Annotated in this window: 23 protein-coding genes; 12 read left to right on the top strand and 11 right to left on the bottom strand. The window is 71.1% G+C overall.

Annotated features, from left to right (window positions below):
- Positions 1–3 precede the first annotated feature (3 nt).
- A complete protein-coding gene (locus AB0H88_RS08320) occupies positions 4–414 on the top strand; it encodes a hypothetical protein (protein ID WP_357642600.1) in 411 nt (136 codons plus the stop codon).
- 126 nt (positions 415–540) lie between these two features.
- On the opposite strand, the gene AB0H88_RS08315 is transcribed toward AB0H88_RS08320, so the two are convergent.
- The gene (locus AB0H88_RS08315; RefSeq protein ID WP_357643151.1) at positions 541–2,178 is read right to left on the bottom strand and encodes an FAD-binding oxidoreductase; all 1,638 of its coding nucleotides are present in this window, start codon (positions 2,176–2,178) and stop codon (positions 541–543) included.
- A 31-nt stretch (positions 2,179–2,209) separates the two neighbouring features.
- Between AB0H88_RS08315 and AB0H88_RS08310 the strand changes: the two genes are divergently transcribed.
- The 4 genes from AB0H88_RS08310 (at position 2,210) to AB0H88_RS08295 (ending at position 5,684) form a co-directional block, all read left to right on the top strand.
- Positions 2,210–2,719, top strand: coding sequence for a helix-turn-helix domain-containing protein (locus AB0H88_RS08310; RefSeq protein ID WP_357642599.1), 510 nt, complete (start codon positions 2,210–2,212; stop codon positions 2,717–2,719).
- On the top strand, positions 2,712–4,295 hold the full coding sequence (locus AB0H88_RS08305; RefSeq protein WP_357642598.1) for a glycerol-3-phosphate dehydrogenase/oxidase: 1,584 nt from the start codon (positions 2,712–2,714) through the stop codon (positions 4,293–4,295). Before AB0H88_RS08310 ends, AB0H88_RS08305 begins: the two co-directional genes overlap by 8 nt.
- Positions 4,296–4,401: 106 nt before the next feature.
- Complete coding sequence (locus AB0H88_RS08300) at positions 4,402–5,271, top strand: sucrase ferredoxin (protein WP_357642597.1); 870 nt, start codon at positions 4,402–4,404, stop codon at positions 5,269–5,271.
- A gap of 101 nt (positions 5,272–5,372) precedes the next feature.
- Complete coding sequence (locus AB0H88_RS08295) at positions 5,373–5,684, top strand: WhiB family transcriptional regulator (protein ID WP_080036407.1); 312 nt, start codon at positions 5,373–5,375, stop codon at positions 5,682–5,684.
- A gap of 296 nt (positions 5,685–5,980) precedes the next feature.
- Here AB0H88_RS08295 and AB0H88_RS08290 read toward each other — a convergent pair whose 3' ends face one another.
- Together AB0H88_RS08290 and AB0H88_RS08285 are read right to left on the bottom strand one after the other, a co-directional pair.
- Positions 5,981–6,214, bottom strand: coding sequence for a DUF397 domain-containing protein (locus tag AB0H88_RS08290; RefSeq protein WP_225289364.1), 234 nt, complete (start codon positions 6,212–6,214; stop codon positions 5,981–5,983).
- A 116-nt stretch (positions 6,215–6,330) separates the two neighbouring features.
- The gene (locus tag AB0H88_RS08285) at positions 6,331–7,218 is read right to left on the bottom strand and encodes a helix-turn-helix transcriptional regulator (RefSeq protein ID WP_357642596.1); all 888 of its coding nucleotides are present in this window, start codon (positions 7,216–7,218) and stop codon (positions 6,331–6,333) included.
- 130 nt (positions 7,219–7,348) lie between these two features.
- On the opposite strand from AB0H88_RS08285, the gene AB0H88_RS08280 reads away from it, so the two are divergent.
- Positions 7,349–7,825 carry an ATP-binding protein gene (locus AB0H88_RS08280; RefSeq protein ID WP_357642595.1) on the top strand — a complete coding sequence of 159 codons (477 nt, stop codon included), beginning with the start codon at positions 7,349–7,351 and terminating at the stop codon, positions 7,823–7,825.
- A 7-nt stretch (positions 7,826–7,832) separates the two neighbouring features.
- On the opposite strand, the gene AB0H88_RS08275 is transcribed toward AB0H88_RS08280, so the two are convergent.
- Together AB0H88_RS08275 and rsgA are read right to left on the bottom strand one after the other, a co-directional pair.
- Positions 7,833–8,462: a phosphoribosyltransferase family protein gene (locus AB0H88_RS08275; protein WP_357642594.1), complete on the bottom strand. Its 630-nt coding sequence runs from the start codon at positions 8,460–8,462 to the stop codon at positions 7,833–7,835.
- Between the two features lie 17 nt (positions 8,463–8,479).
- Positions 8,480–9,568 carry a ribosome small subunit-dependent GTPase A gene (rsgA, locus tag AB0H88_RS08270; RefSeq protein ID WP_357643150.1) on the bottom strand — a complete coding sequence of 363 codons (1,089 nt, stop codon included), beginning with the start codon at positions 9,566–9,568 and terminating at the stop codon, positions 8,480–8,482.
- Between the two features lie 312 nt (positions 9,569–9,880).
- On the opposite strand from rsgA, the gene AB0H88_RS08265 reads away from it, so the two are divergent.
- The 3 genes from AB0H88_RS08265 to AB0H88_RS08255 all read left to right on the top strand — a co-directional run bounded on the left by AB0H88_RS08265 (position 9,881) and on the right by AB0H88_RS08255 (position 12,620).
- Complete coding sequence (locus AB0H88_RS08265; protein WP_225289359.1) at positions 9,881–10,429, top strand: sigma-70 family RNA polymerase sigma factor; 549 nt, start codon at positions 9,881–9,883, stop codon at positions 10,427–10,429.
- The gene (locus AB0H88_RS08260) at positions 10,426–11,148 is read left to right on the top strand and encodes a zf-HC2 domain-containing protein (RefSeq protein WP_357642593.1); all 723 of its coding nucleotides are present in this window, start codon (positions 10,426–10,428) and stop codon (positions 11,146–11,148) included. The genes AB0H88_RS08265 and AB0H88_RS08260 overlap by 4 nt, the downstream gene beginning before the upstream one ends.
- A gap of 170 nt (positions 11,149–11,318) precedes the next feature.
- The gene (locus AB0H88_RS08255) at positions 11,319–12,620 is read left to right on the top strand and encodes a CHRD domain-containing protein (protein WP_357642592.1); all 1,302 of its coding nucleotides are present in this window, start codon (positions 11,319–11,321) and stop codon (positions 12,618–12,620) included.
- 62 nt (positions 12,621–12,682) lie between these two features.
- Here AB0H88_RS08255 and AB0H88_RS08250 read toward each other — a convergent pair whose 3' ends face one another.
- From AB0H88_RS08250 to AB0H88_RS08225, 6 genes are read right to left on the bottom strand one after another with little or no spacing between them, the layout of a single operon-like run.
- Positions 12,683–13,687, bottom strand: coding sequence for an oligopeptide/dipeptide ABC transporter ATP-binding protein (locus AB0H88_RS08250; protein ID WP_357642591.1), 1,005 nt, complete (start codon positions 13,685–13,687; stop codon positions 12,683–12,685).
- Between the two features lie 34 nt (positions 13,688–13,721).
- Entirely contained in the window at positions 13,722–14,696 is a 975-nt protein-coding gene (locus AB0H88_RS08245; RefSeq protein ID WP_357642590.1) for an ABC transporter ATP-binding protein, read from the bottom strand.
- The gene (locus AB0H88_RS08240; protein WP_357642589.1) at positions 14,693–15,940 is read right to left on the bottom strand and encodes a threonine synthase; all 1,248 of its coding nucleotides are present in this window, start codon (positions 15,938–15,940) and stop codon (positions 14,693–14,695) included. The genes AB0H88_RS08245 and AB0H88_RS08240 overlap by 4 nt, the downstream gene beginning before the upstream one ends.
- A complete protein-coding gene (locus tag AB0H88_RS08235) occupies positions 15,937–16,791 on the bottom strand; it encodes an ABC transporter permease (RefSeq protein WP_357642588.1) in 855 nt (284 codons plus the stop codon). The genes AB0H88_RS08240 and AB0H88_RS08235 overlap by 4 nt, the downstream gene beginning before the upstream one ends.
- Entirely contained in the window at positions 16,791–17,708 is a 918-nt protein-coding gene (locus tag AB0H88_RS08230) for an ABC transporter permease (protein ID WP_357642587.1), read from the bottom strand. Before AB0H88_RS08230 ends, AB0H88_RS08235 begins: the two co-directional genes overlap by 1 nt.
- Positions 17,705–19,255 (bottom strand): ABC transporter substrate-binding protein, encoded by a 1,551-nt coding sequence (locus AB0H88_RS08225; protein WP_357642586.1) that lies wholly within the window; start codon positions 19,253–19,255, stop codon positions 17,705–17,707. The genes AB0H88_RS08230 and AB0H88_RS08225 overlap by 4 nt, the downstream gene beginning before the upstream one ends.
- 104 nt (positions 19,256–19,359) lie before the next feature.
- Between AB0H88_RS08225 and AB0H88_RS08220 the strand changes: the two genes are divergently transcribed.
- From AB0H88_RS08220 to AB0H88_RS08210, 3 genes are read left to right on the top strand one after another with little or no spacing between them, the layout of a single operon-like run.
- On the top strand, positions 19,360–20,100 hold the full coding sequence (locus tag AB0H88_RS08220) for an IclR family transcriptional regulator (protein ID WP_357642585.1): 741 nt from the start codon (positions 19,360–19,362) through the stop codon (positions 20,098–20,100).
- Complete coding sequence (locus AB0H88_RS08215; protein ID WP_357642584.1) at positions 20,097–21,101, top strand: serine hydrolase domain-containing protein; 1,005 nt, start codon at positions 20,097–20,099, stop codon at positions 21,099–21,101. Before AB0H88_RS08220 ends, AB0H88_RS08215 begins: the two co-directional genes overlap by 4 nt.
- A complete protein-coding gene (locus tag AB0H88_RS08210; RefSeq protein WP_357642583.1) occupies positions 21,098–22,429 on the top strand; it encodes a hypothetical protein in 1,332 nt (443 codons plus the stop codon). The genes AB0H88_RS08215 and AB0H88_RS08210 overlap by 4 nt, the downstream gene beginning before the upstream one ends.
- Positions 22,430–22,503 lie beyond the last annotated feature (74 nt).

The raw sequence follows: 22,503 nt of genomic DNA, 5'->3' as shown, positions 1-22,503 counted from the left end.
GCCATGGCCCGGAACGGTTCGGACGACGCCACCCGGAGGGGCACCGCGGGGGTGGCCGCCGTAGAGGGACTGCTGGCGTACGCCGGCAGACGGTCGCGCTGGGGTGGTGGGGCGCTCAACAGGGTCCACCAGGCGATCGGGCTCAGCCGGGAGCTGGCCGCCGTGGACCCCGGCGAGCACGGGGTGCTGCTCGCCCGCTGCCTGCTGGCCGCCGCCAGGCTACTGCTCAAGCGCGGCCGGGCCGCGGAGGCGCTGCCGCACGCCGAGGAGGCCGTCGAGCTCTGCCGTCCGGCGGGTGGCGCGCCGCTGGTCGTCGCCCTGGTCTGCCTGTCGAAGGTGTACGAGGCCCAGCAGCGCTATGGGGAAGCGGCGGCGGCCATGACAGAAGCCGCATCGGTCGACCCACCCGACTGACCAGCAGGCCTACCCGGGTCCAGACCACGGCCTAGGCCCGAGGCCCGAGGCCCAGGTCCAGGCCCGCGCCCCCGCCCCGCCCCCGCCCCCGCCCCCAGGCTCGAGGGCCGCGGCCCGAGGTCGGTCTCAGGGGATCAGGATGCCCGGGTTCAGGATGCCCGAGGGGTCGAGCCGGGCCTTGACGGCGCGCAGGATGTCCACGCCCACGGGTCCCAGCTCGGCCGCGTACGCCTCGCGGTGGTCGCGGCCCACGCCGTGGTGGTGCGAGATCGTGCCGCCCGCCGCCACGATGGCCGCGCTGACCGCCTCCTTGGCCCGCTCCCACTGCGCCACCGGATCCCCCTTCTGCGCGGTGACGACGGTGAAGTACAGCGAGGCCCCGGTCTCGTACACGTGCGAGATGTGGCACATGACCAGCGGCGACTCCAGCGCCCCGAGCAGGGCCAGCCGTACCGCGTCGTACAGGCGCGGCAGCGCGGACCAGAACCCGGCCGTCTCGATGGTCTCCACCGTCGCGCCGGCGGCCAGCAGCGAGTCGCGCAGGTACGGCGCCGAGAACCGGCCGTGCTCCCACGCCCGTCCGGGCTCGGTCCCGAGCGGCACCCCGCCCATCCGCGCCAGCACCGCCCCGGCCCCGGCCCTGCGCCCCTCGACCGACGTCGCAGGGGAACCTGTCCCCAGCCCCTCGGTCGGCCGCTCGACCGGCCCCTCGATCGGCCCTTCGGCCGGCTCCTCGGCCGGGCCCTCGTAACCCGCGATCACCAGGCAGCTGCTGGAGCCGCCCCCGATGTCGTCCGGCCGGGCCAGCCCGATCATGGTCTCCGTCTCGTCAGAAAGCCGCAGCACCGTCGGCAGCGGCCCTTCCTGCGCCAGCACCCGCAGCGCGGCCGTCCCCTCCCGGAACGACGCGAACCGCCACCCTTCGTACACCCGCCGCCCAGGCACCCGCCGTACCCGCAGCCGCAGCGCCGTGATCACCCCGAACACTCCCTCGGACCCCAGCAGGAGCTGCCGCAGATCGGGCCCCGCGGCCGATTTGGGCGCGCGCCCCAGGTCCAGGTCGCCGGAGGGAGTGGCGACGGTCAGACCCACCACCATGTCGTCGAAGCGCCCGTAACCGGCCGAAGCCTGCCCGCTGGACCGGGCCGCCGCGAAGCCGCCCAGCGTGGCGTACTCGTACGACTGCGGGAAATGCCCCAGGGTCAGCCCGTGCCGTTCGAGCAGCCGTTCGGCCTCGGGCGCCCGCAGCCCCGGCTCGGCGGTGACGACCATCGACTCGGCGTCGACCGAGACGAGCCGGTCGAGCCGGGCCAGGTCCAGCGCCACCACCCCGGCGAAGCCGGACCGGGACGCCGCCAGCCCGCCCACCACGCAGGTGCCGCCGCCGAAGGGCACCACCGCGATCCGCTCGGCGGCGCACAGGCGCAGCAGCGCGGCGACCTCCTGGTGCGATCCGGGCAGCAGTACGGCGTCGGGCGCGGCCGAGCCGTCTCCCGCGCGCATCCGCAGCAGGTCGGGGGTCGACTTGCCGCGCGTGTGCCGGATCCGGGCCGCGCGCGAGGTCAGCACCTGCTCGTGGCCCACGACATCGGCCAGAGCGGCCAGCCGCGCGGGTGAGAGCGTGACGGGGGCCAGCCGTACGGACTCGAACGAGGCGGCGGGAGCGGCCGGCTCGCGCACGCCCAGCAGGTCGTGGAGCAGCTCACGGATCTGCGGGGGCAGCTCGCGGGCCTTGGCGGGATCGCCCCAGCCCGACCACAGCATCGGTTCGTTCAGCACGTCTACACTGTGACATATGACGTCGATTCGTCACAATGACGGCGTGCTGGACGCGGCCCGCGACTGCGTGCTCGCCTACGGGGTGCGGCGCACCACGCTCACCGACGTGGCGCGGCGGGCGGGGGTGTCCCGGATGACGCTCTATCGCCGCTGGCCCGACGTAGGGAGCCTGGTCGCCGACCTGATGACGCGCGAGTGGGTGCTGGCCGTCACCGATCTCGACCTGTCGGACCCGGTCGCCGCCGTCGTCGATGGGGTACGGCGACTGCGTGGCCATCCGCTCTGGCGCAAGATCGTGGAAGCAGACCCGGAACTGCTGCTGCCGTACCTGCTGGATCGGCGCGGCGCCACCCACGAGGCGGTGCTCGGCGTGCTCGAAGCCGCCGTCGGCGACCGCCGCAAGGCAAGGGCGGTGCTGCTGGTGGCGCAGTCGTTCCTGCTGTCGGCGCCCACCATGCTCGACCCCGTGACGCTCGACGAACTCGACGCCGAACTCGCCACTTTGCTGGAGGCCTACCTTGCATAGCCCGCCGAACGCCGCGCGCCCCGTGGACAGCTCGCTGAACGCCGCGCGGCGGGCCCGCGAGCTGGCCGTGGTCGCGGAGGAGACGGTCGACGTGCTGGTCGTGGGCCTGGGCGCGACAGGCGCCGGCGCGGCGCTCGACGCCGCTTCGCGCGGACTCAGTGTTGCGGCGATCGACGCGCACGACCTGGCCTTCGGCACGTCGAGGTTCAGTTCCAAGCTCATTCACGGCGGCCTCCGCTACCTCGCCAGGGGTCAGGTGGGCGTGGCCCGCGAGAGCGCGGTCGAGCGCGGCGTCCTGCTGCGGCGGACGGCTCCGCACCTGGTCAAGGCGCACCCGTACGTGCTGCCGCTGACGCCGGAGGTCACCAGGTCCCGGGCGGAGCTGCTGATGACCGGCTACCGGCTCGGCGACGCGCTGCGCGCCGCCGCCGGCACGCCGCGCCGCCTGCTGCCCGGCCCGTCCCGACTGACGGCCGCCCGGGCGCACACGCTCGCGCCCATGCTGAGCGAGGACGGCCTGCGGGGCGGCCTGCTGTCGTGGGACGGCCGCGTGTACGACGACGCCCGGCTGGTGGTGGCCATAGCCAGGACGGCGGCGGCGTACGGCGCCCGGATCCTGACCCGGTGCCGAGCCCTGGAGCTGACCGGCGCGGGCGCCAAGGTCCGTGACGAACTGACCGGCGCGGAGTTCGGCATCCGGGCCAGGACGGTGATCAACGCCGCGGGCGTGTGGGCGGGCCTGCTGGACCCGCGGGTGAGCCTGCGCCCCTCACGCGGCACGCACCTCGTGCTCCGCCCCGGCACCCTGCCGGGCCTCCTGTCCGGACTGCACATTCCGATTCCCGGAGAGAGCAACCGTTTCGCGCTCGTACTCCCCCAAGCCGACGGTCGCGTGCACGTGGGCCTGACCGACGAGCCCCTCGACGGCCCCGTCCCCGACGTGCCCGAGGTCCCCGAGGAGGACATCAGGACGCTCCTGAGCGTGCTCAACACGGTTCTGGCTGTCCCGGTGGCCCGCGAGGCCGTCGCGGGCGCCTACGCGGGACTCAGGCCGCTCCTGGCGGCGGACGGGCGGACGGCCGACGTCTCGCGCAGGCACGCCGTGTTCGCGGACGAAGGGGCCACGAAGGGAGGGACCGCAGGCGGAGGGGTCGTCACGGTCGTCGGCGGCAAGCTCACGACATACCGGCGGATGGCGGAGGACGCGGTGGATCGAGCGATCTCGGCGGGGAACCTCCCGGCGGGCCGGAGCCGTACCGGCTCGATCCCGCTTGTCGGAGCCGTCCGGGATCACGGCACCGTGACCCCCCGAACCGGAGCGGGCGCGGGCCGGGGCCGCGTGCCCGAGCGGCTGGTCGCCCGCTACGGCGTCGAGGCGGCGGCCGTGCACGAGCTCGTCCGGGCGCATCCCGAGGAGGTCGGCCTCGGCATCACCATGGGCGAGCTGTTGTGGTCCGTCACCCACGAGGGCGCTCTCGACGCGGACGACCTCCTCGACCGCAGGACCAGGATCGGCCTCGTCCCCGAGGACCGGGCGGCGGCACTGCCGGCCACCAGGGCGGCTTTCACCCGATAACCCGTACATCCCTCTGACCGTTAGGTTAGTCTTACCTAATTCGGAAGTAAGGGGGAGGGCGTTGACCAGGGGCTGCGAGCATCCGGTTGGCTGCCACACGGGCGGGGTGCCGAATCTGGCCAGCGCCACCGTGGGGGCCCGGCTGTGGCTACTCGTCGAGTACGACGGGCCGTGGCCGTCACATCTGGAAACCTTCGAGCTTCCTGAAAGAATCTCGAACCTCGTGCGCCGCGCCCAAGAACGTGGGATCAGACCCCAGCTCATCCGCCGACCCGGCAGGCGGGTCCGCCCGCAGGAGCAGGACATGCGTGTGCTAGTGGGGTACGCCACGGGGCCCAACCCCTGGCTGGCCAGCGGAGTCGTCGCAGGTACCGAGGATCTTGACCTGGACGCGCTGGTGGCCGGAGTGGTCCCGGAGTCCTGCATACTTGAAGACGAGCCGGTATTTCTGGTCTGCACGCACGCCAAGCGCAATGCGTGTTGCGCCCGCATTGGACTGCCCATCGCTCGAAGCCTGGCCGAAAACTGGCCGGACAGAGTATGGGAAACATCACACGTTGGCGGCGATCGCTACGCCGCCAACCTCGTGTGCTTGCCACACGGAATTTTCTACGGCAGCATGTCTCAGGCTGCTGCGATCGCAGCGGCTAACGCGTACCGGTCGGGCGAGATCATTCTCGACCGTTACCGGGGACGCGCAGGCATCCCTGAGCCATTGCAAGCCGTCGAGCACTTCGCCCGAACCCATTCGGGAGAGTGTTCTGTCGGCGCAGTGGCCGTGGAATCCTCCAGGTCGGACGGCGACGTCACCGAAGCCATCGTGCGCTGCGGCGACGTCCGGTTCGAGGTTGTGGTTGAGCCATCGGTGTTCCAAGCGCCGTGTGGTACGGCTTGCGCCGAGAAGATCACCACCTACCGGCTGGTTTCGCTGGACAGGCTCACGCCTGTGCGGTACGCCACGCCCGCCCTTACCTGATCACGGGAACACTACGGCCCACCTTTGCGTTGGAACAGTGACGCCGAAAACGTCCAATGCGGCTCAATTACCGAAATACCTCTCACGAAGGTGGTTTTCTCATGTCTCAGGTACGTCGGCAGCTCGCCCGCCCGCGCCCCAGCTGGGGTTGGCAGGATGATGCCGCGTGCCGGGGTGAGGACCTCGTGCTCTTCTTCGGCCCCGATGGGGAGCGGCAGCCCGAGCGTGACGTGCGCGAGCGGAAGGCCAAGGCGATCTGCGCCCAGTGCCCTGTCCGCAACGAGTGCCTGGACTACGCGCTGTCCCGTCCGGAGAAGTACGGCACGTGGGGTGGCCTGAACGAGGACGAGCGCGCTTCCGAGCGTCGCCGTCGCATGCGCCGCGCCGCCAGCGCCGGCATCTCCGCCGCCTGACTCCACCCGGCAGCGATCACCGCGTGATCATGCAGTTGCCCCGATGAACCGGAGCCTGGCCCGCCAAGTCCAGGCTCCGGTGAACCCGGTCGGGGCAACTGCTTGATCAGGCAAAGACCTCAGCCCCCAGCACGCAGTTCAGCCCGGCGTCATCCGTGACGCCGGGCTGAAGTGGTTTCCGGGACCGCCGCCCGCCCCAGGCCAGCACCTTCGAGGCCGGCTTTTACCTCTGGGCCGGCGCTACGCCTGGCTCGGGGCTCCTGGCCTGGCTCGGGGCTCCTGGCCTGGCTCGGGGCTCAGACGATCAGATCGTCGAACTCGCCGTCCTTGGCGCCGAGCACGAACGCGGTGATCTCATCCCGCGTGTAGACCAGCGCGGGCCCCTCGGGGAAGCGCGAGTTACGCATCGCCACCTCCCCCGTGGGCAGATCGGCCACCTCGACGCAGTTGCCGTTGGGGTTGCTCCGCCTGCTCTTGCGCCAGACGGCGGGAAGGCGACCGGCGGGCGTTCCGTTGCGGAACTCATGCATTGGGGAAGCTCCCTCGCGCGCTTACGGATGCACGTGCAGCCGTGGTTGCGAGATCACGTTACGGCATCGCCAAGATCACCATATAGGGGTCGACCAAAACCCCGATATGGGGTGGATCACACTGAAAGCAGGCGCTCCAGGAAGCGTTTGGTCCGCTCAGGGGAGTCGGCCTGAACGCTCAATCGGTCCATGACCTGCATGTAATGCTCGGACTCAGCCGGCTTGTCCAGATAGAGAGCACTCGTGAGCTGCTCCAGGTACACGACGTCGGGCAGGTCGCGCTCGGGGAAGCGCAGGATGCTGAAGGGGCCGCCGGCGGCCGCGTGCCCGCCGCGCTCGAACGGTATGACCTGAACGGTGACGTTGGACCGTTTCATCATCTCCAGCAGGTGCTCGATCTGCCGGCGCATCACCTCACGGCCACCGAGCGCGCGCCGCACCACGGCCTCGTCGATGACCGCCCACAGCTTGAGCGCCCGGCTCCCGGCCAGGCGCTCCTGCCGCCTGGTGCGCAGCGCCACGCGCCGGTCGAGCTCGGCGTCGGGGGTCGTCTCGTGCGCCAGCTTGATCACCGCCCTGGCGTACTCGGGCGTCTGGAGCAGGCCGGGGATGAACTGGTTCTCATACGTACGGATGACCGAGGCCGCACCCTCCAGCCCGATGTAGACCTCGAACCAGCCGGGCAGCAGGTCACTGTACTTGTGCCACCAGCCGGGGGCGTTGGCCCGCCGGGCCAGCTCCAGCAGCGGCGCCCGCTCGGCCTCGTCGGTGACGCCATAGAGGGTGAGCAGATCGGCCACGTCGCGTTCCTTGAAGCTGACCTGCCCGAGCTCCAAGCGGCTGATCTTGGCGTGAGAAGCGCGAATCGCGTACCCCGCGTCCTCCCGCGAGATACGCTGCTCCGTGCGGAGCCTGCGTAGTTGCGTACCCAGCAGGATCCGCAGCACCGTCGGGCTTCCCGGCGAGTAGCCGACCACATTCCCTTCCGCACTCAGTGCGCTCACACTATCGCTCCCAGATCATCTGCACGTGCAGATGCTATTTGCATCTGTAAAACACGAAAAGTCTTGCATCGGTAAGCACACGCCGTAAAAATGGGCATTGGATCACCTAGACCGCGCTTCGGGGGCCAGGATGACGACTTTCGACGCTCGGCCGCAAGCCGCCACGTGTGCCCAGGCACCGGGATGGCTGCTGCCCATTCTGCTCGAAGGGCGGCGCGGTCCGTGTGACGAGGTCTTCCGCTTTCATGAGCTGAGCACGTTCGAGCCCGGCTGTGTGGCCTCCGCCAGGCTGTTCGTCGACCGGACGCTCACCTCGTGGGGCTCCGACGGCATCGTGTTCGACGCCCAGCTGGTGGTCTCCGAACTCGTCACCAACGCGATGCGGCACGGCGGCGGCGCCATCCAGCTCCGGCTGCTGAGCCGGCGGCCCGAGGTGGCGTGCGTGGTGAGCGACTACAGCCGGCACGCCCCGGCCGCCCCGCCCAGCACCGACGTCTTCGCCGAGTACGGCCGCGGCCTGCGCCTGGTCGAGGCCCTCACCACGGGCTGGGGCTGGCTCACTCCCGGCGCCCAGGGCAAGCTCGTGTGGGCCGTACTCTCCAACTGACCCCCAACTAGGCATCCGCCAGCAGTTCCAGCACGTCGGCGTCGCTGAGCTGGTCGAAGTGCTCGTACCACTGCCCCACCGCCCGGAAATCCGCCGGGACCCGCAGCACCACCACCTCGTCGGCCTCCTCGCGCATGGCCGCGACCGTGTCGCGGGCGCCCATTGGCACGGCCAGCGTCACCCGGCCCGGCTTGGCCGCGCCGACCGCCCGGAGCGCGGCCCGCGCGGTGGCGCCGGTGGCCAGGCCGTCGTCGACCACGATCACCTCGCGGCCGGCGAGATCGGGCAGCGGGCGATCACCCCGATAGACCTTGACCCGGCGGGCCAGCTCGCGCCGCTCCTGCGCGACCACGTCCGCCACCGACTCGGGCGTCATCCCGAGCCTGCGCAGCAGCAGCAGGTCGAACACCGGCTCGCCGCCCTCGGCGATCGCGCCGACGCCCAGTTCGGGCGTCGGCGGATAGCCGATCTTCCGGGTCACCAGCACGTCCAGCCGGCCGCCGACGCTGCGGTGGATCGGCACGGCCACCGCCACGCCACCGCGCGGGAGCGCCAGCACCACCGGGTCCTGTGCATCGAGCAGGCGCCCCGCCAGCATCGCCCCCGCTTGCGCGCGGTCCGCGAACAGCAGGTCCATGCAGTGGTGTTACCCGGTCAGGGCCGGTTTCTGCCCGCGCGCCGCATTTCCTTGTGGATGACCTTCCACTTGTTCTGCTGCTCCTTGCGGAGCCGCGCGTCGGTGCGCGAGGCCATCCAGGCGGCCTCGCGCTGGAGCTTGCGCCAGCTGATCAGCCGCCGCTCGGGCAGCTCGCCGCACTCCAGCGCGGCGAGCACCGCGCAGCCGGGCTCGCTCTCGTGACCGCAGTCGTCGAACCGGCAGGCGGCCGCCAGCTCCTCGATGTCGGAGAAGACGAGGTCGACGCCCTCGCTCATCTCGTAGAGGCCGACGCGGCGGATGCCCGGCGTGTCGATGACGAGGCCGCCGCCCGGCAGCGGGATCAGCTCCCGGTGCACGGTGGTGTGGCGGCCCCGGCCGTCGGCGGCGCGCACCTGCTGGGTGTCCATCGCCTCGCCGTCGGCCATGGCGTTGACGAGCGTGGACTTGCCGGCGCCCGACGGGCCGAGCACGACGGCCGTGCGCGAGCCTTCGAGGTAGCCGCGTACGAGCTCGACGCCGTCGCCGCGCGTTGAGGAGACGGCGTGCACGTCGACGCCCGGCGCGGCGGTGCGCACGTCGGCGAGCAGGTCGTCGAGGCCGCGTTCGAACAGGTCGGACTTGGTGACGAGCACGACCGGCGTGCCGCCCGACTCCCAGGCCAGGGCGACGAGCCGTTCGATGCGGCCCAGGTCGGCGAAGTCCGTGGCGTGCATGGACGGCTCGGCGACGAAGACGACGTCGATGTTGGCCGCGAGCACCTGGCCCTGGCCGTCGCCCGACAGGCCGCCGCGCGAGTCGCGGCTGACGCCGCCCCTGACGAAGGCGCTGCTTCTCGGCAGGACCGCGTCGAGCTCGTAGCGGCCCTCTGGGAGCTCCTTGAGGGCGACCCAGTCGCCGACACAGGGCAGCGCCACCGGGTCGTCAGCGGACGCCCTGCGGACGCGCGCGCCGTACTTGACGTGATGCTGCCCATCGGCGGCGATCACTTCGGCCGCGCCACGATCGACCCGGGACACCCGGGCGGGCACGGTCTGCGGTGGTAGCTCGGCGGCGCGGGATTCGGTCCAGCCGAGCGGGAAAAGCATGGAGAACAACGCAGTGACACCTTTGTGGTCGAGAAGGACCCGGGTGACCACGCGTGTCTAAGCGGGCCCCCGGAGGATGACGGACGGCAAGCCGAGCAGAACAGCCCGCATGGTCCTCACCTCCTCGCTCGAGTTCTCGGTGCAGCTGGGGAGTGACTCTACGCATCCCTCCTGCCACTTCGCAACGACTTTCTTCCCGATCTATTGAACCGTGTCGGGGAATCTGTCCGTACTTCCTGCCGACTGCACTTTGAAAGGGGAATGATGCGAGTCAGCACGTGTCCCCCGCCCTCGGCCGAGGGAGCCGCCCCCATGGGCAAGCCACGCTCACGCCACCGGATGAGGCGAGTACGTCCGGATGACGAAGTGGTCGTCTCCACGCTCTACCGGGAGTACCACCGGCCGCTGCTGGCCTTCGTGATCCGGCTGACGGCGGGCGATCGGCAATGGGCCGAGGACGTCGTGCAGGAGACCATGATCCGCGCCTGGCGCAGTTCGGAGCAGCTCGATCCGGACTCGGCTTCGCTCATGCCCTGGCTAGCCACCGTCGCGCGCCGTATCGTGATCGATGACCGGCGGCGCAAGGAAGCCCGCCCGCCGGAATCAGGCGACGGCCCGCTGGAGAGCATGCCCGTGCCGGACGAGATGGAGGGACTGCTGCACCAGGTGGTCGTATCCGAGGCGCTGATGGCGTTATCCCCGGCCCACCGCGAGATCCTCAACGAGACGATCTTGCGGGACCGGTCGGTCAACGACGCTGCCGTGGCGCTCGGCATCCCCGTTGGCACGGTGAAGTCCCGGGTTTACTACGCGGTCCGCGCGTTGCGCGTCGCACTGCAGGAGAGAGGGGTGACGGCGTGAACAGGGTCGAGCATACGGACGTGGGCGCCTACTCCCTCGGTCTGCTGGACGACGACGACAGACTGGCCTTCGAAGCGCACCTCTCCCTCTGCCCGTCGTGTCGGGCGGAGCTGTCAGAGCTGGCCGGCGTGGCCAGCGTGCTGACGGGGATCGGGCCGGTGCGCGAAGAGCCCCCTCCTCCCGATTACGGACAGGCCGATGTCATCGACCTGCTCCGGCGTAAGAAGGCGGAGGACCGGCGGTCGAGGCGGGGCACATTCGTGATCGGGCTGGCCGCCTCGGTCACGCTGGTGGCCGGCGGGCTCGCGGTGGGCACCCAGCTCGGGGGCGGTGACGCGCCGCCGAGCGTGGCGGCGGGCCATCCCACGCAGCATCTGGGTCCGGCCGAGCAGTTCTACGCCGACGGCAAGCCCATCATGGGCGTCGGCGCCGACGGGGTGACCGGCGGGCTGGTGCTGGAGTCCAAGGGCTGGGGCACGCATGCCGCGCTCAAGCTCTCGGGGGTGAAGGGCCCGCTCGAATGCGAGCTGATCTCGGTGTCCAAGACGGGCAAGCAGCGGATCATGACGGGCTGGTCGGTGCCGCCCGCCGGATACGGCGTGCCCGGATCGCCCGATCCGCTCTACATGCACGGCGGCAGCCCGTGGAAGCTCCAGGACATCGATCATTTCGAGGTGGTCACCACCTCAGGTAAGACTTTACTTACCGTCAGAGCCTGAATTCCCCGGGACTCATCTCCCAGAAGCCCTTCCACCACAGGTGGGAGGGCTTTTTTGCGCTCGCTTTCTTTCTGTGTGATTTTACGGGTTCCGCGGTTGAACCTCTTCGAGCCGGGTCGCGTACTGCTTGCCGTACCAACCCCAATGACAATCCTTGAAGAGGTTTCATCATGTCGATTCCTACGCTCGCCCTCTCCGGGGCGCTGCTCGCCACCGGCCTTCTCGCTCCGGTCACCGCCGCTCAGGCGACTGTCTCGGCCTCCGGTGACGACGTGTACCTCGCCGCCGGCCTGCGCGGCGCCAACGAGGTGGGCGTCAAGGGTGACGCCGATGGCCGGTCGACCGTCGTCATCAAGATCAGCGGTAACGAGGTCACCTTCGCGGCTCGCTGGAACAAGATCGACTCACCTACCGCCGGGCACATCCACCAGGCCGCCAAGGGCGCCGACGGTGATGTCAAGCTCGAGTTCTTCACCAAGCCGCTGCCCAAGTCCGTGCTCGGCGTGACCGGCACGGTCACCGCCGACCCGGCGCTGGTCAAGGCACTGATCGACGACCCGGGCGGCTTCTACGCCAACCTGCACGACGCCGCCCACCCCAAGGGCGCGGTCCGCGGCCAGTTCCACCGGCTGAACAAGCCGATCGACCTCAACGGCGTCCTTCAGGGCAGCGACCAGGCCACGCTCTCCGCCCGCGCCGACGGCACCAAGGAAGTGCCCGCGAACGACGGCAAGAAGCGCGGCGACCAGGACGGCCAGGCCACCTGGTGGCTGCGCCCGGACGGCTCGGCCATCGGCTACACCGCCTTCTGGACCGGTCTGGCCCCGGTGACCAACGGCCACATCCACAAGGGCGCGAGCGGCAAGAACGGCGACGTGGTCGCCGACCTGTTCGCCGACGCCGCGGGCCTGCCGTCGAACCTGACGGGCGTCGCGGGCGAAGCCAAGGTCGCCGCGCCCGTCGTCAAGCGCATCGCCGCCAACCCCGGCCGGTACTACACGAACCTGCACACCACGGAGTTCAACGGCGGCGCGGTGCGCGGCCAGCTGTCCGGCGACCCGTTCGACCACCCGCGCGCGGTCACCGCCGAGGTGCTGAAGGGCGCCCAGATCTACGCCTGCACCCAGCAGCCCGGCGCGGCCCCGGCCTTCACCCAGTTCGGCGTGGCGGCCAAGCTGCGGCGCGGCATCGACCACTCCTTCGTGACCCCCGCCGCGGGACCGCCGCAGTGGATCGCTCCAGACGGCAGCGCGGTGCGCGGCACGGTCGTCACCAAGACCCCCAACGGCGACGGAAACATCCCCGAGCTGGTCCTGGACGCCACCCAGTCCGGCAAGAACACCGGCCTGCTGGCCCACGCCGCCACGATCCTGCGCCTGAACACCGAGGGCGGCGTGGCTCCCGCGGGCACCTGCACGGTCGGCGCCAAGACCCAGGTCGACTACAAGGCCGACTACCTCTTCCTCGGCTGATCGCCCTTGGGAAGGCCGCAAGACCGACGCCCCGCCGTAACCCCCCGTACGGCGGGGCGTCCTCATGCCCGCAAAAGGTCCGAAGCGTCACGGACGGGGAAGAAGCACGCGGCGACGTGCCCGGTGGAGCCCTGGACGGCCAGCGGCGGCCGGGTGTCCGCGCACTCCTCGCGGGCGACCGGGCAGCGGGTGCGGAAGCTGCACCCCGACGGCGGATCCGCGGGAGAAGGCGGATCCCCGCGCAGCACGATCCGCTGCCGCGTCCGCTCCACCTTCGGGTCGGCGATGGGAGCGGCCGACAGCAGGCTGTGCGTGTACGGATGACGCGGCGCCGTGAACAGCTCCTCCGTCTCGGCCAGCTCCACGATCCGCCCCAGGTTCATCACCGCGACCCGGTCGGCGATCTGCCGCATGATCGACAGGTCGTGCGACACGAACAGGTACGTCAGCCCGCGCTCGGCCTGCAGCCGCTTCATCAGGTTGATGATCTGCGCCTGGATCGACACGTCGAGCGCGCTGACCGGCTCGTCGCAGATCACCAGCTTCGGCTCCAGCGCGAGCGCCCTGGCGATGCCGATGCGCTGCCGCTGCCCGCCGGAGAACTCGTACGGGTACCGATCCTGGCCGCCCGCCTCCAGCCCGACCGCTTCCAGCAGCCCGGCGACCCGCTCGCGCGCCTCGGCCCGTCCCGCTCGCCCGCGCCCGACGCGGCCGTGCGTGACCAGCGGCTCGGCGACGATCTCGCCGACGCGCATGCGCGGGTTCAGGCTCGCGTACGGGTCCTGCAGGACGACCTGCATGTTCTCCCGTACGGCCAGGAGCTCGCGCCGGCCCAGCCCGAGGAGTTCGCGGCCGTCGAACCAGATCTCCCCGCCGCTCGCCTCGACGAGCCGCAGGATGACCCTGGTCAGGGTGGTCTTGCCGCAGCCGGACTCCCCCACCAGCCCGAGCGTCTCGCCCGGCCGGATGTCGAGCGACACGTCGTCCACGGCGACGACCTTGGAGCGGCCGAAGTGCCCGGTGTATTCCTTGCGCACCCCGCGCAGCGACAGCAGCGGCTCGCTCATCCCAGACTCCCCGCGTATCGGCAGAAGTGGTCACTCATCCCAGACTCCCTTCGAGCAGGCACGCGGCGCGGTGCCCCGGCGCCTTCTCGGTCAGCGCCGGCACCAGCTCCGCGCACTCCGGCAGGGCCATCGAGCAGCGCGGGTGGAAGGCGCAGCCATCGGGCGGCGCGAACAGGCTCGGCGGCGCGCCGGGGATCGGGTCGAGCGGCGCCCCGCCGGGCACGTCCGAGCGGGGCATGGAGTGCAGCAGCGCCCGGGTGTACGGCATGCGGGGATCGGCGAAGACGTCGTCCACCGGCGCCAGCTCCACCGGCCGCCCCCCGTACATGACCAGGACCTGGTCGGCCGCACGGGCGACCACGCCGAGGTCGTGCGTGATGAGCACGATCGCCATGCCGAAGCGCTCCTGCAGACCGGCCAGCAGCTCCATGATCTGCGCCTGCACCGTCACGTCCAGCGCCGTGGTCGGCTCGTCGGCGATGAGGATCTTGGGCCGGCAGGCCAGCGCCATCGCGATCATCGCCCGCTGGCGCATGCCCCCGGAGAACTGGTGCGGGTAGTCGCCCGCCCGCCGCTCGGGAGCCGGGATGCCGACCTCGCGCAGCGCGTCGACGGCCTTGGCGCGCGCCTCGGACCTCGACAGGCCCTGGTGCAGGCGGAGCGATTCGGCGATCTGGGCGCCGATGGTCTTGAGCGGGTTCAGGCTGGTCATCGGGTCCTGGAAGACCATGGCGATCTCGTTGCCGCGGATCTTGCGCATCTCCCGCTCGGAGAGTTTCAGCAGGTCACGGCCGCCGACGATGATCTCGCCGCCGGTGTAGACGCAGGGCGGGGTCGGGTGCAGGCGCAGGATCGACAGCGCGGTGGCGGTCTTGCCGCTGCCCGACTCGCCGACGACCGCCAGCGTCTGCCCCTCCTCCACCGACAGCGACACCCCGTTGACCGGCTTGATCGTGCCCGCGTCGAGGCGGAACTCGGCGTGCAGATCGTTGATCTCCAGCACGCTCATACGGGTCCTCCCCGGAAGATCCTCAGTAGTTCGGCCGGGTCGGCCTGGACCGTGCCCTCCGGCGGCGGCGCGGCCTGGGCCAGCGCGGACGGCTGCTTGAGCGCCCCGCCCGTCACCACGCTGACGACGGTGTCGCGCTCCGAGACCCAGCCCTGCGCGCGGGCCCGCAGCAGGGCGGCGGTGGACGCGGCGGCGGACGGCTCGGCCGACACGCCCTCCTCGCCCAGCAGCCGCATCGCCTCGAACAGGTCGTTGTCGTCGACCGCCACCACGCGCCCGCCGGACTCGTAGACGGCCCGCAGCACCCGGGACCCGCCCTGGATGGGGGCGTCGCCGGCGATGCTCTGGGCGACGGTCAAGGTCGCGTCGCCGTGCCGCCCGGCGACCTTCTTGCCTTCGGCGAACGCCCGGACCAGCGGCGCCGAGGCCGCGGGCTGGACGCCGACCATCCTGGGCAGCCGGTCGATGAGCCCCATCCGACGCAGCTCGCGAAAGCCCTTCCAGGCCCCGTAGAGCCCGCCGCCGGTGCCGACGGGGTGCACCATCACGTCCGGGACCCGCCAGTCGAGTGCCTCGCAGATCTCGTAGGCGTAGGTCTTCATGCCCTCGTGGCGGACCGGGTTGATGAAGTTGACGAAGCAGTAGAACCCGGCCTCCGACAGGGCGCTCACCCCGGCGAAGATCTCCAGGCTGGAGCGGTAGCGCAGCCGCAGCACGCGGGCGCCGCTCAGGCTGATGGCGGAGATCTTCGACTCGTTGGCCACGTCCTCCACCAGGACCGTCGCCTCGATGCCCGCCCTGGCCGCGTAGGCGGCGAAGGAGGCGCCGGCGTTGCCGGAGCTGTAGGTGAACGCCTGGCGTACGCCGATCGAGCGGGCGAACCCGACCGCGACCGAGAAGCCGCGGTCCTTGAAGCTGCCGGTGGGCATCAGGGTGTCGTTCTTGATCAGCAGGTTCGGCAGGCCCACGTGGCGGCCGAGCCGCCGGGTGCGCATCAGCGGGGTGTCGCCCTCGCCCAGGTAGAGCGGCTCGGCGTCGTCGGGCAGCGGCAGCAGGTCGGACCAGCGCCACAGGCCGAGGTGACGGCGGCTCGCCGCCCGCTCCAGGATGTCGCGGGGGTTGGCCGCGCTCAGGTCGTACTCGATCTCGAGCAGCCCGCCGCACGCCTCGCAGAGCAGCGCGGGGGTCTTGAGCGGCACCTGCGCGTGGCAGTCGTCGCAGACGTAGTGGGAGGCCAGGTTCATCGGATGTACGCCTTCGGGTCGGCGACGTCGCGGAGCAGGTCGCCGGTTACGTTGATCGCCAGTGTTGTCATCATGATGGCAGCGCCACTGAAGACCGCGATCCACCAGGCGCCGCGCAGATAGAGCTGCCCGTCGGCGAGCATGCTGCCCCAGGTCGGGATGCTGGGCGGGACACCGAGGCCGAGGTAGCTCAGCGACGCCTCGGCGACGATCATCGACGCCACCTGGAGGGTGCCGATCGTGGCGAGCGGGGCGACGATGTTCGGCAGCAGGTGGCGGCGCATGATCTGCGGCCCGGTGTCGCCGATCGCCCTGGCCGCGGTGACGAACTCCCGCGAGCGCAGCGACAGCACCTCGGCGCGGACCACGCGGGCGTACGACACCCAGCCGGTCAGGCCGAGCACCAGGATCAGGAACAGCAGGCTGGGCCCGAGCACGGCGATGATCGCCAGCGCGAGCAGGATCGACGGGAAGGCCAGCTGGACGTCGGCCAGCCGCATGAACACCTGCTCCCGCCAGCCGCGGTAGTAGCCGCTGATCACCCCGATCGCCGTGCCCACGACGCCGGACAGGAGCGTGGCGGCCAGGCCGACGAGCAGCGAGACGCGCGTGCCGTACATGATGCGGCTGAGCACGTCGCGGCCGAGCTTGTCGGTGCCGAGCGGGTATCCGGGTTCGGCGCCGGTCTGCCAGAACGGCGGGCGCAGCTTGAGCCCGAGGTTCTGCAGGTTGGGGTCGTGCGGCGCGATCAGCGGCGCGAACAGGCCGACGACCACGACCAGGACGATGACGCCGAGCGCGACCTTCGCGGCGTGGTTGCGGCGCAGCGCGCGGACGATTGCGGTCACCATCAGGTCAGCCTCACGCGGGGGTCGAGCACGGCGTAGGACAGGTCGACGATGAGGTTCACCACCACGAACACCGCCGCCAGGAACAGCACGGTGGCCTGCATCAGCGGGTAGTCGCGATAGGTGATCGCCTCTACGGTCAACCGGCCGATGCCGGGCCAGGAGAACACCTGCTCGGTCAGGATCGCCCCGCCGAGCAGGCTGCCGACCTCCAGCCCGACGACGGTGACGACGGGCAGGGAGGCGTTGCGCAGCCCGTGCGAGGTCACCGCGCGGAACCCGGACAGGCCCTTGGCCCTGGCCGTGCGGATGTAGTCCTCGCCCAGCACATCGATCAGCGACGACCTGAGCAGCCGGGCGATCATCGCGGCCGAGTACAGGCCGAGCGTGATCGCGGGCAGCACCAGGTGCGCGGGCGAGCCGGTGCCCGAGGCGGGCAGCCACCGCAGGTTCACCGCGAAGACCAGGATGAGCAGGATGCCCACCCAGAAGGCCGGGGTGGACTGCCCGACCAGGACCGACGCCATCACCGAGGTGTCGGTCGCGGTCCCCCGCCGCACGGCCGAGACGATGCCCGCCGGAATGGCCACGATCAGGGTGAACGCCAGGGCCGCCACGGCGAGGTCCACCGTCAGCGGCAGCCGCTCGACGATCACCTCGAAGGCCGGGCGGTGGAAGAACACCGACTGGCCGAAGTCGAGCCGCAGCAGGCCCGTCATGTACGACAGGTACTGCTCGAGCAGCGGCCGGTCGAAGCCGAGGCTGGCCCGCAGCGTGGCCTCCTGCTCGGCCGTCGCCTCCGGCGGGAGCATCTGCTGGACCGGGTCGCCGGCCATCCTGACGATGAAGAACGACACGGTGGCCACGCTGAACAGCACCAGCAGGGTGTGGCCGACGCGTCTGGCGATGAACCCCGTCATGCGATCTTGGCGCTCGCCATGGCGAGGGTGCCGTTGGAGTTCGTCTTCCACTGGACCTTGTCGCTGATGGCGTACAGGATGCTCGCCTGGTACAGGTAGAGGAACGGGGCCTCGTCGATCAGCATCTTCTGCAGCTCGCCGAACGCCTTCTGGCGCACCTCCGGCTCGACCGACTGCTCCTCCTTGTCGATGAGCTCGTCGGCCGCCGGGTCGCTCCAGCGGCTCTGCCGCCGGTCGTGCCGGACGAAGGACTGCAGGTTGCTGGCTGCGTCCATGGTCCAGCCGGAGTTGCCGACGAAGTACATCGCGCCGAGCGCCTTCTTGTTGTCCGAGACCAGGCGGCCCTTGAACGTCGCCGGGTCGAGCAGCGACACCTCGGCCTTCACGCCGACCTGGGCGAGCTGGCCGGAGATGGCCTGGGCGATGTCCTTGTCGAGGGTGGAGGCGCTCAGCTTGAGCGAGAACCCGCCGGCCTGTCCGGCCTCGGCGAGCAGGGCCTTGGCCTTGGCCACGTCGTAGGTGTACGGCTGGATCTCGGCGTCGAAGCCGAACGCCTGGCGCGGGATGAGCGTGGGCGTCCGCTCGGCGGCGCCGTTGAGCACCGACTTGATCAGCGTCGGCACGTCGAGCGCGTGGTTCAGGGCCTGGCGGACGCGCTTGTCCTTCAGCGGGCCCTCGGTGGTGTCGAGCGAGACGAAGAACGTCCGCACGCCCGGCGAGGTCACGGCCTTGAACCCCGGGGCGTCGCCGAGCTGCTCGGCCGCGTCGGGCGTGAGGCCGGTGACGATGTCGACCTCGCCCGACTGGAGCGCGGCCAGCGACGACGACGGGTCGGGCATGACGCGGAAGGTCAGCCTCTCCACGCCCGGCTTGCCGTTCCAGTACGACGGGTTGGCCTTGAGCGTGATCTGGCTGTCGCGCTGCCACGACTCGAAGGTGAACGGGCCGGTGCCGACCGGATGCTCGGCGAACGCCTGGTCGCCCTTCTCCTTGATGTACTTCGGCGGCACGATGACGCCGCCGAACAGCGACAGCTTGGCCGGCAGGATCGGGTCGGGCTCCTTGGTCACGATGTCGACGGTCTGCGCGTCGACGACCTTCACCTCGGTCACCAGGCGCAGCTCCACGATGGGCGAGCGGGTGGCGGGGTCGATGAGGCGCTGGATGCTGTAGGCCACCGCGGTGGCGTCGCACGGCTCGCCGTTGTGGAAGCTCACGCCCTTGCGCAGGTGGAAGCGCCAGGTCTTCGGGTCCGTGGACTCCCAGCGCTCGGCCAGGCCGCCGACCAGCTTGTCGCTCACGTCGCGCACGGTGAGGGTGTCGAAGACGTTGATCAGCACGTTCATGGACGGCAGGTCGCCCTGCTTCTGCGGGTCGAGGGTGGTCGCGTCGGCGGCCAGCGAGACGCGCAGCGCGGCCGTGGCCGAGGGCTCCCCGGCCGGGCCAGCCGGCTTGGTGCTGGCGCAGGCCACGAGCAGGCTGGGCGCCGCCACTCCGGCCGCGGCGAGGCCGCCCATCCTGAAAAGGTCCCGGCGGGCGATCGTCATCCCGACCCTCCATTTCATATGGTGAAATCTCGTATCATCTGGTTGAATATGTCGCGTTTCGGGTCGGCCGGTCAACCCTTTCTGGATGGGTGAATATGAATTCAGTGGAGAAGACGCTAGCCGTGATCAGCGCTCTGGCCGGCCATGACCGGCCCCGCAGCCTCGCCGACATCGCCCAGCGGACCGGCATCAACAAGACGACCGTCCACCGGATCCTGCAGATCTTCATCACGCAGGGGTACGCCGTCACGCGCGGCGACGGCACGTACGGCTCGGGCCCGGCGATGCTGGCGCTGGCCGGGGCGGCGATCACCGACGGGGACATGACGGCGCTGGTCCGGCCGATCCTGGAGAACCTCCAGCGGCACACCTCACACACCGTGCACTTCGCGGTGCGCAGCGGATCCGCGGCCGTCTACCTGGCCAAGGTCGACTCGCAGCAGCCGTACCGGATGGCCTCGCGTGTCGGCACGCAGATCGCGCTGCACAGCACCGCGATCGGCAAGGCGATCCTCGCCCACCTGCCCGAGGAGGAGGCCCGCGCGGTCATCGCGGCGACCTCGCCGCTGATCCGCAACACGGCCGCCACGATCGTGGACCCCGAACTGCTGCTCCAGGAACTGCAGGCGGTACGCTCGCGCGGCTACGCGATCGACGAGGAAGAGAACGAGGCGAACGTGCGCTGCGTCGGGGCGGTGGTCCGCGACGCGAGTGGGACGGCGGTGGGCGCGGTGAGCGTCGCGGGTCTCACGCTCAGCTTGAGTCAGGACGACATACCGCTGCTGGGACCGCTGGTGGTGGCCGCCGCCGCCCGCGTGTCGGCGGCTATCGGGAGGAACGGATGACGGACGTGCTCGCGCGGGCCCGCGCCCTCGGGGAGTTCTCCGGCGCGGCCTGGGCCTACGGCAGGTCGAACGGCCTCATTTCGCGTGGCCACCTCGGCACGCTGGCGTGGAACGGCGACCCCGTCGGTGACGACACCCTGTGGGACCTGGCCTCGCTCACCAAGCCGATCGTCGGGCTGGCCGTCATGGCGCTGGTCGAGTCGGGCGAGCTGACCCTGGACGATCCCATCGCGCTGCACCTGCCGGAGTACGCCTCGACCGACAAGTCCGGCATCACGGTGTTCGAGCTGCTGACGCACACTTCGCGCATCCCCGGGCGCCAACCGCTCTACCGCGACCACCCGACCCGCGACGAGCTGCTCGCCGCGGTGTCCCGGCTGCCGCTGTGCCCCTCCCCCGGGGTCGAGTACAGCTCCCAGGGGTTCATGATCCTCGGCCTGATCGCCGAGCGAGCCACCCGGACCCCGCTCGACCGGCTCGTACGGGAGCGGGTGACCGGGCCCGTCGGCATGGACGAGACCCGCTTCCTGCTGCCCGAGGCCGACCGGCGGCGCGCGGCCGCCACCGAGGACTGCCCGTGGCGCGGCCGGATCATCCAGGGGACCGTGCACGACGAGAACGCCGAGGTGCTGGGTGGGGTGGCCGGGCACGCGGGGCTGTTCGGCACGCTGGACGACCTGGCGCGGCTGGGCCGGGCGCTGTGCCGGGGTGGCGGCTTCCTGGGTGCCCGGACGCTCGAGGTGATGACGCGGACGCGGACCGGCGGCCGGGCCCTGGCCTGGGAGGGGTGGGAGCGGCCCGGATGCAGCGGAGGTGATCTGCTGAGCCCGGCGGCCTATGGGCACACCGGGTTCACGGGGACGAGCCTGTGGGTGGATCCGGAACTGGACGTGTTCGTGGTGCTGCTGACCAACCGGGTGCACCCCGGCCGGGGGTCGGACGCGATCAACCGGATCCGCCGCGCCTTCCACAACACGGCTGTCGCGGAGATTCTGGCATGACCGGGGGCGCGGGCGGTTTCGGAGTCGGCGGTTTCAGGATCGGCGACGCGGACGCGGGCAGCGCCGGGATCGGCGACGCGGACGCGGGCGGCGCCAAGATCGGCGGCTCCGGGGGCGGCGGTGTGCTTCGGGTGGTCGGTTCGTCGGCGGCGGTGCGGCTGGTTCCGGGAGACGGGGGGCTGGTGCTGGAGCCGACCCGGGAGCGGCCCGGGGATCTCTGGATCGGGCCCGGCTGGGTGGACCTGCACGCCCACGTCTACGACGCGATGACGGTGATCAGCGTGCCCGCGGACCGGGTCGGCCTGGAGCAGGGCGTGCACGTGGTCGCCGACGCGGGCAGCGCGGGCGAGGCCACGATCGACGGCCTGGCCCGCTATGTCGTCCCGGCCGCCGAGACCGACATACGCGCCTGGGTGAACATCGGCTCACACGGCCTGGTTCACCTGCGCGAAACGGCCGACCCCAGTTTCATCGACGTGGACGCCACGCTGGCCGCCATCGGACGGCACCGGGGCCTGGTGTGCGGCGTGAAGGTCCGCTCCAGCGGCGCGATCGTGGGCGCGATGGGGCTGCAGCCGCTCCAGCTCGGCCGGCTCGTCGCCCGGCAGGCGGGCCTGCCCCTGCTGGTGCACGTCGGCGAGGCGCCACCGCTGATCGAGGACGTGCTCGACCTGCTGGACGAGGGCGACGTGATCACCCACTGCTACCACGGCAAGACCGGCCATCCGTGGCGGCCCGACGGCACCCCTGTCCCGGCGCTGGCCCGCGCGCTCGACCGGGGCGTGCTGCTGGACGTGGGTCACGGCGCGGCCAGCTTCAGCTTCGACGTCGCCGAACACGCGATCGCCGCCGGTTTCCCACCGCACTCGATCAGCACCGACATCCACGTACGGAACATCGGCGGCCCCGTGCACGACCTGGCCACCACGATCACCAAGCTGCTGGCCTGCGGCCTGCCGTTGGAGAACGCGATCACGGCGGTCACGGACACACCCCGCCGCGTCCTCCGCATGGACTCACCAGAGTCGGAATGGCTGGCGGAGGACGGCACGATACGGCACGCCACGGTGTTCCGGCTGGCCGAGGAAACCACGGAGTTCCGGCCCGCCGAGGAAACCACGGGGTTTCGGCCCGCCGAGGAAACCACGGAGTTCCGGGCGACCGCGGAGACCACGGAGTTCCGGCTGGCCGGGGAGACGAAGCGGGTCTATGTGGATTCTCGCGGAACCCACCGCGAGCCCACCCACCACGTCCTCCCGGTGGCCACCATCCGGGAGGGACGCCTCCGGCCCACCGAACCGCGCCACCGGCCAAGAACGCGCACGTAACGGCGCCGAGCCCGGTGCGGGCTCAGCGGCCGTTTTCCTGGAGGCCCTCAGCCACGTATGGCGGGTGGCGGTGG

Origin of the sequence: Nonomuraea sp. NPDC050680, assembly GCF_040654555.1 — a bacterium.
Lineage (GTDB): Bacteria > Actinomycetota > Actinomycetes > Streptosporangiales > Streptosporangiaceae > Nonomuraea.
This window is presented reverse-complemented; position numbering and strand designations above follow the sequence as displayed.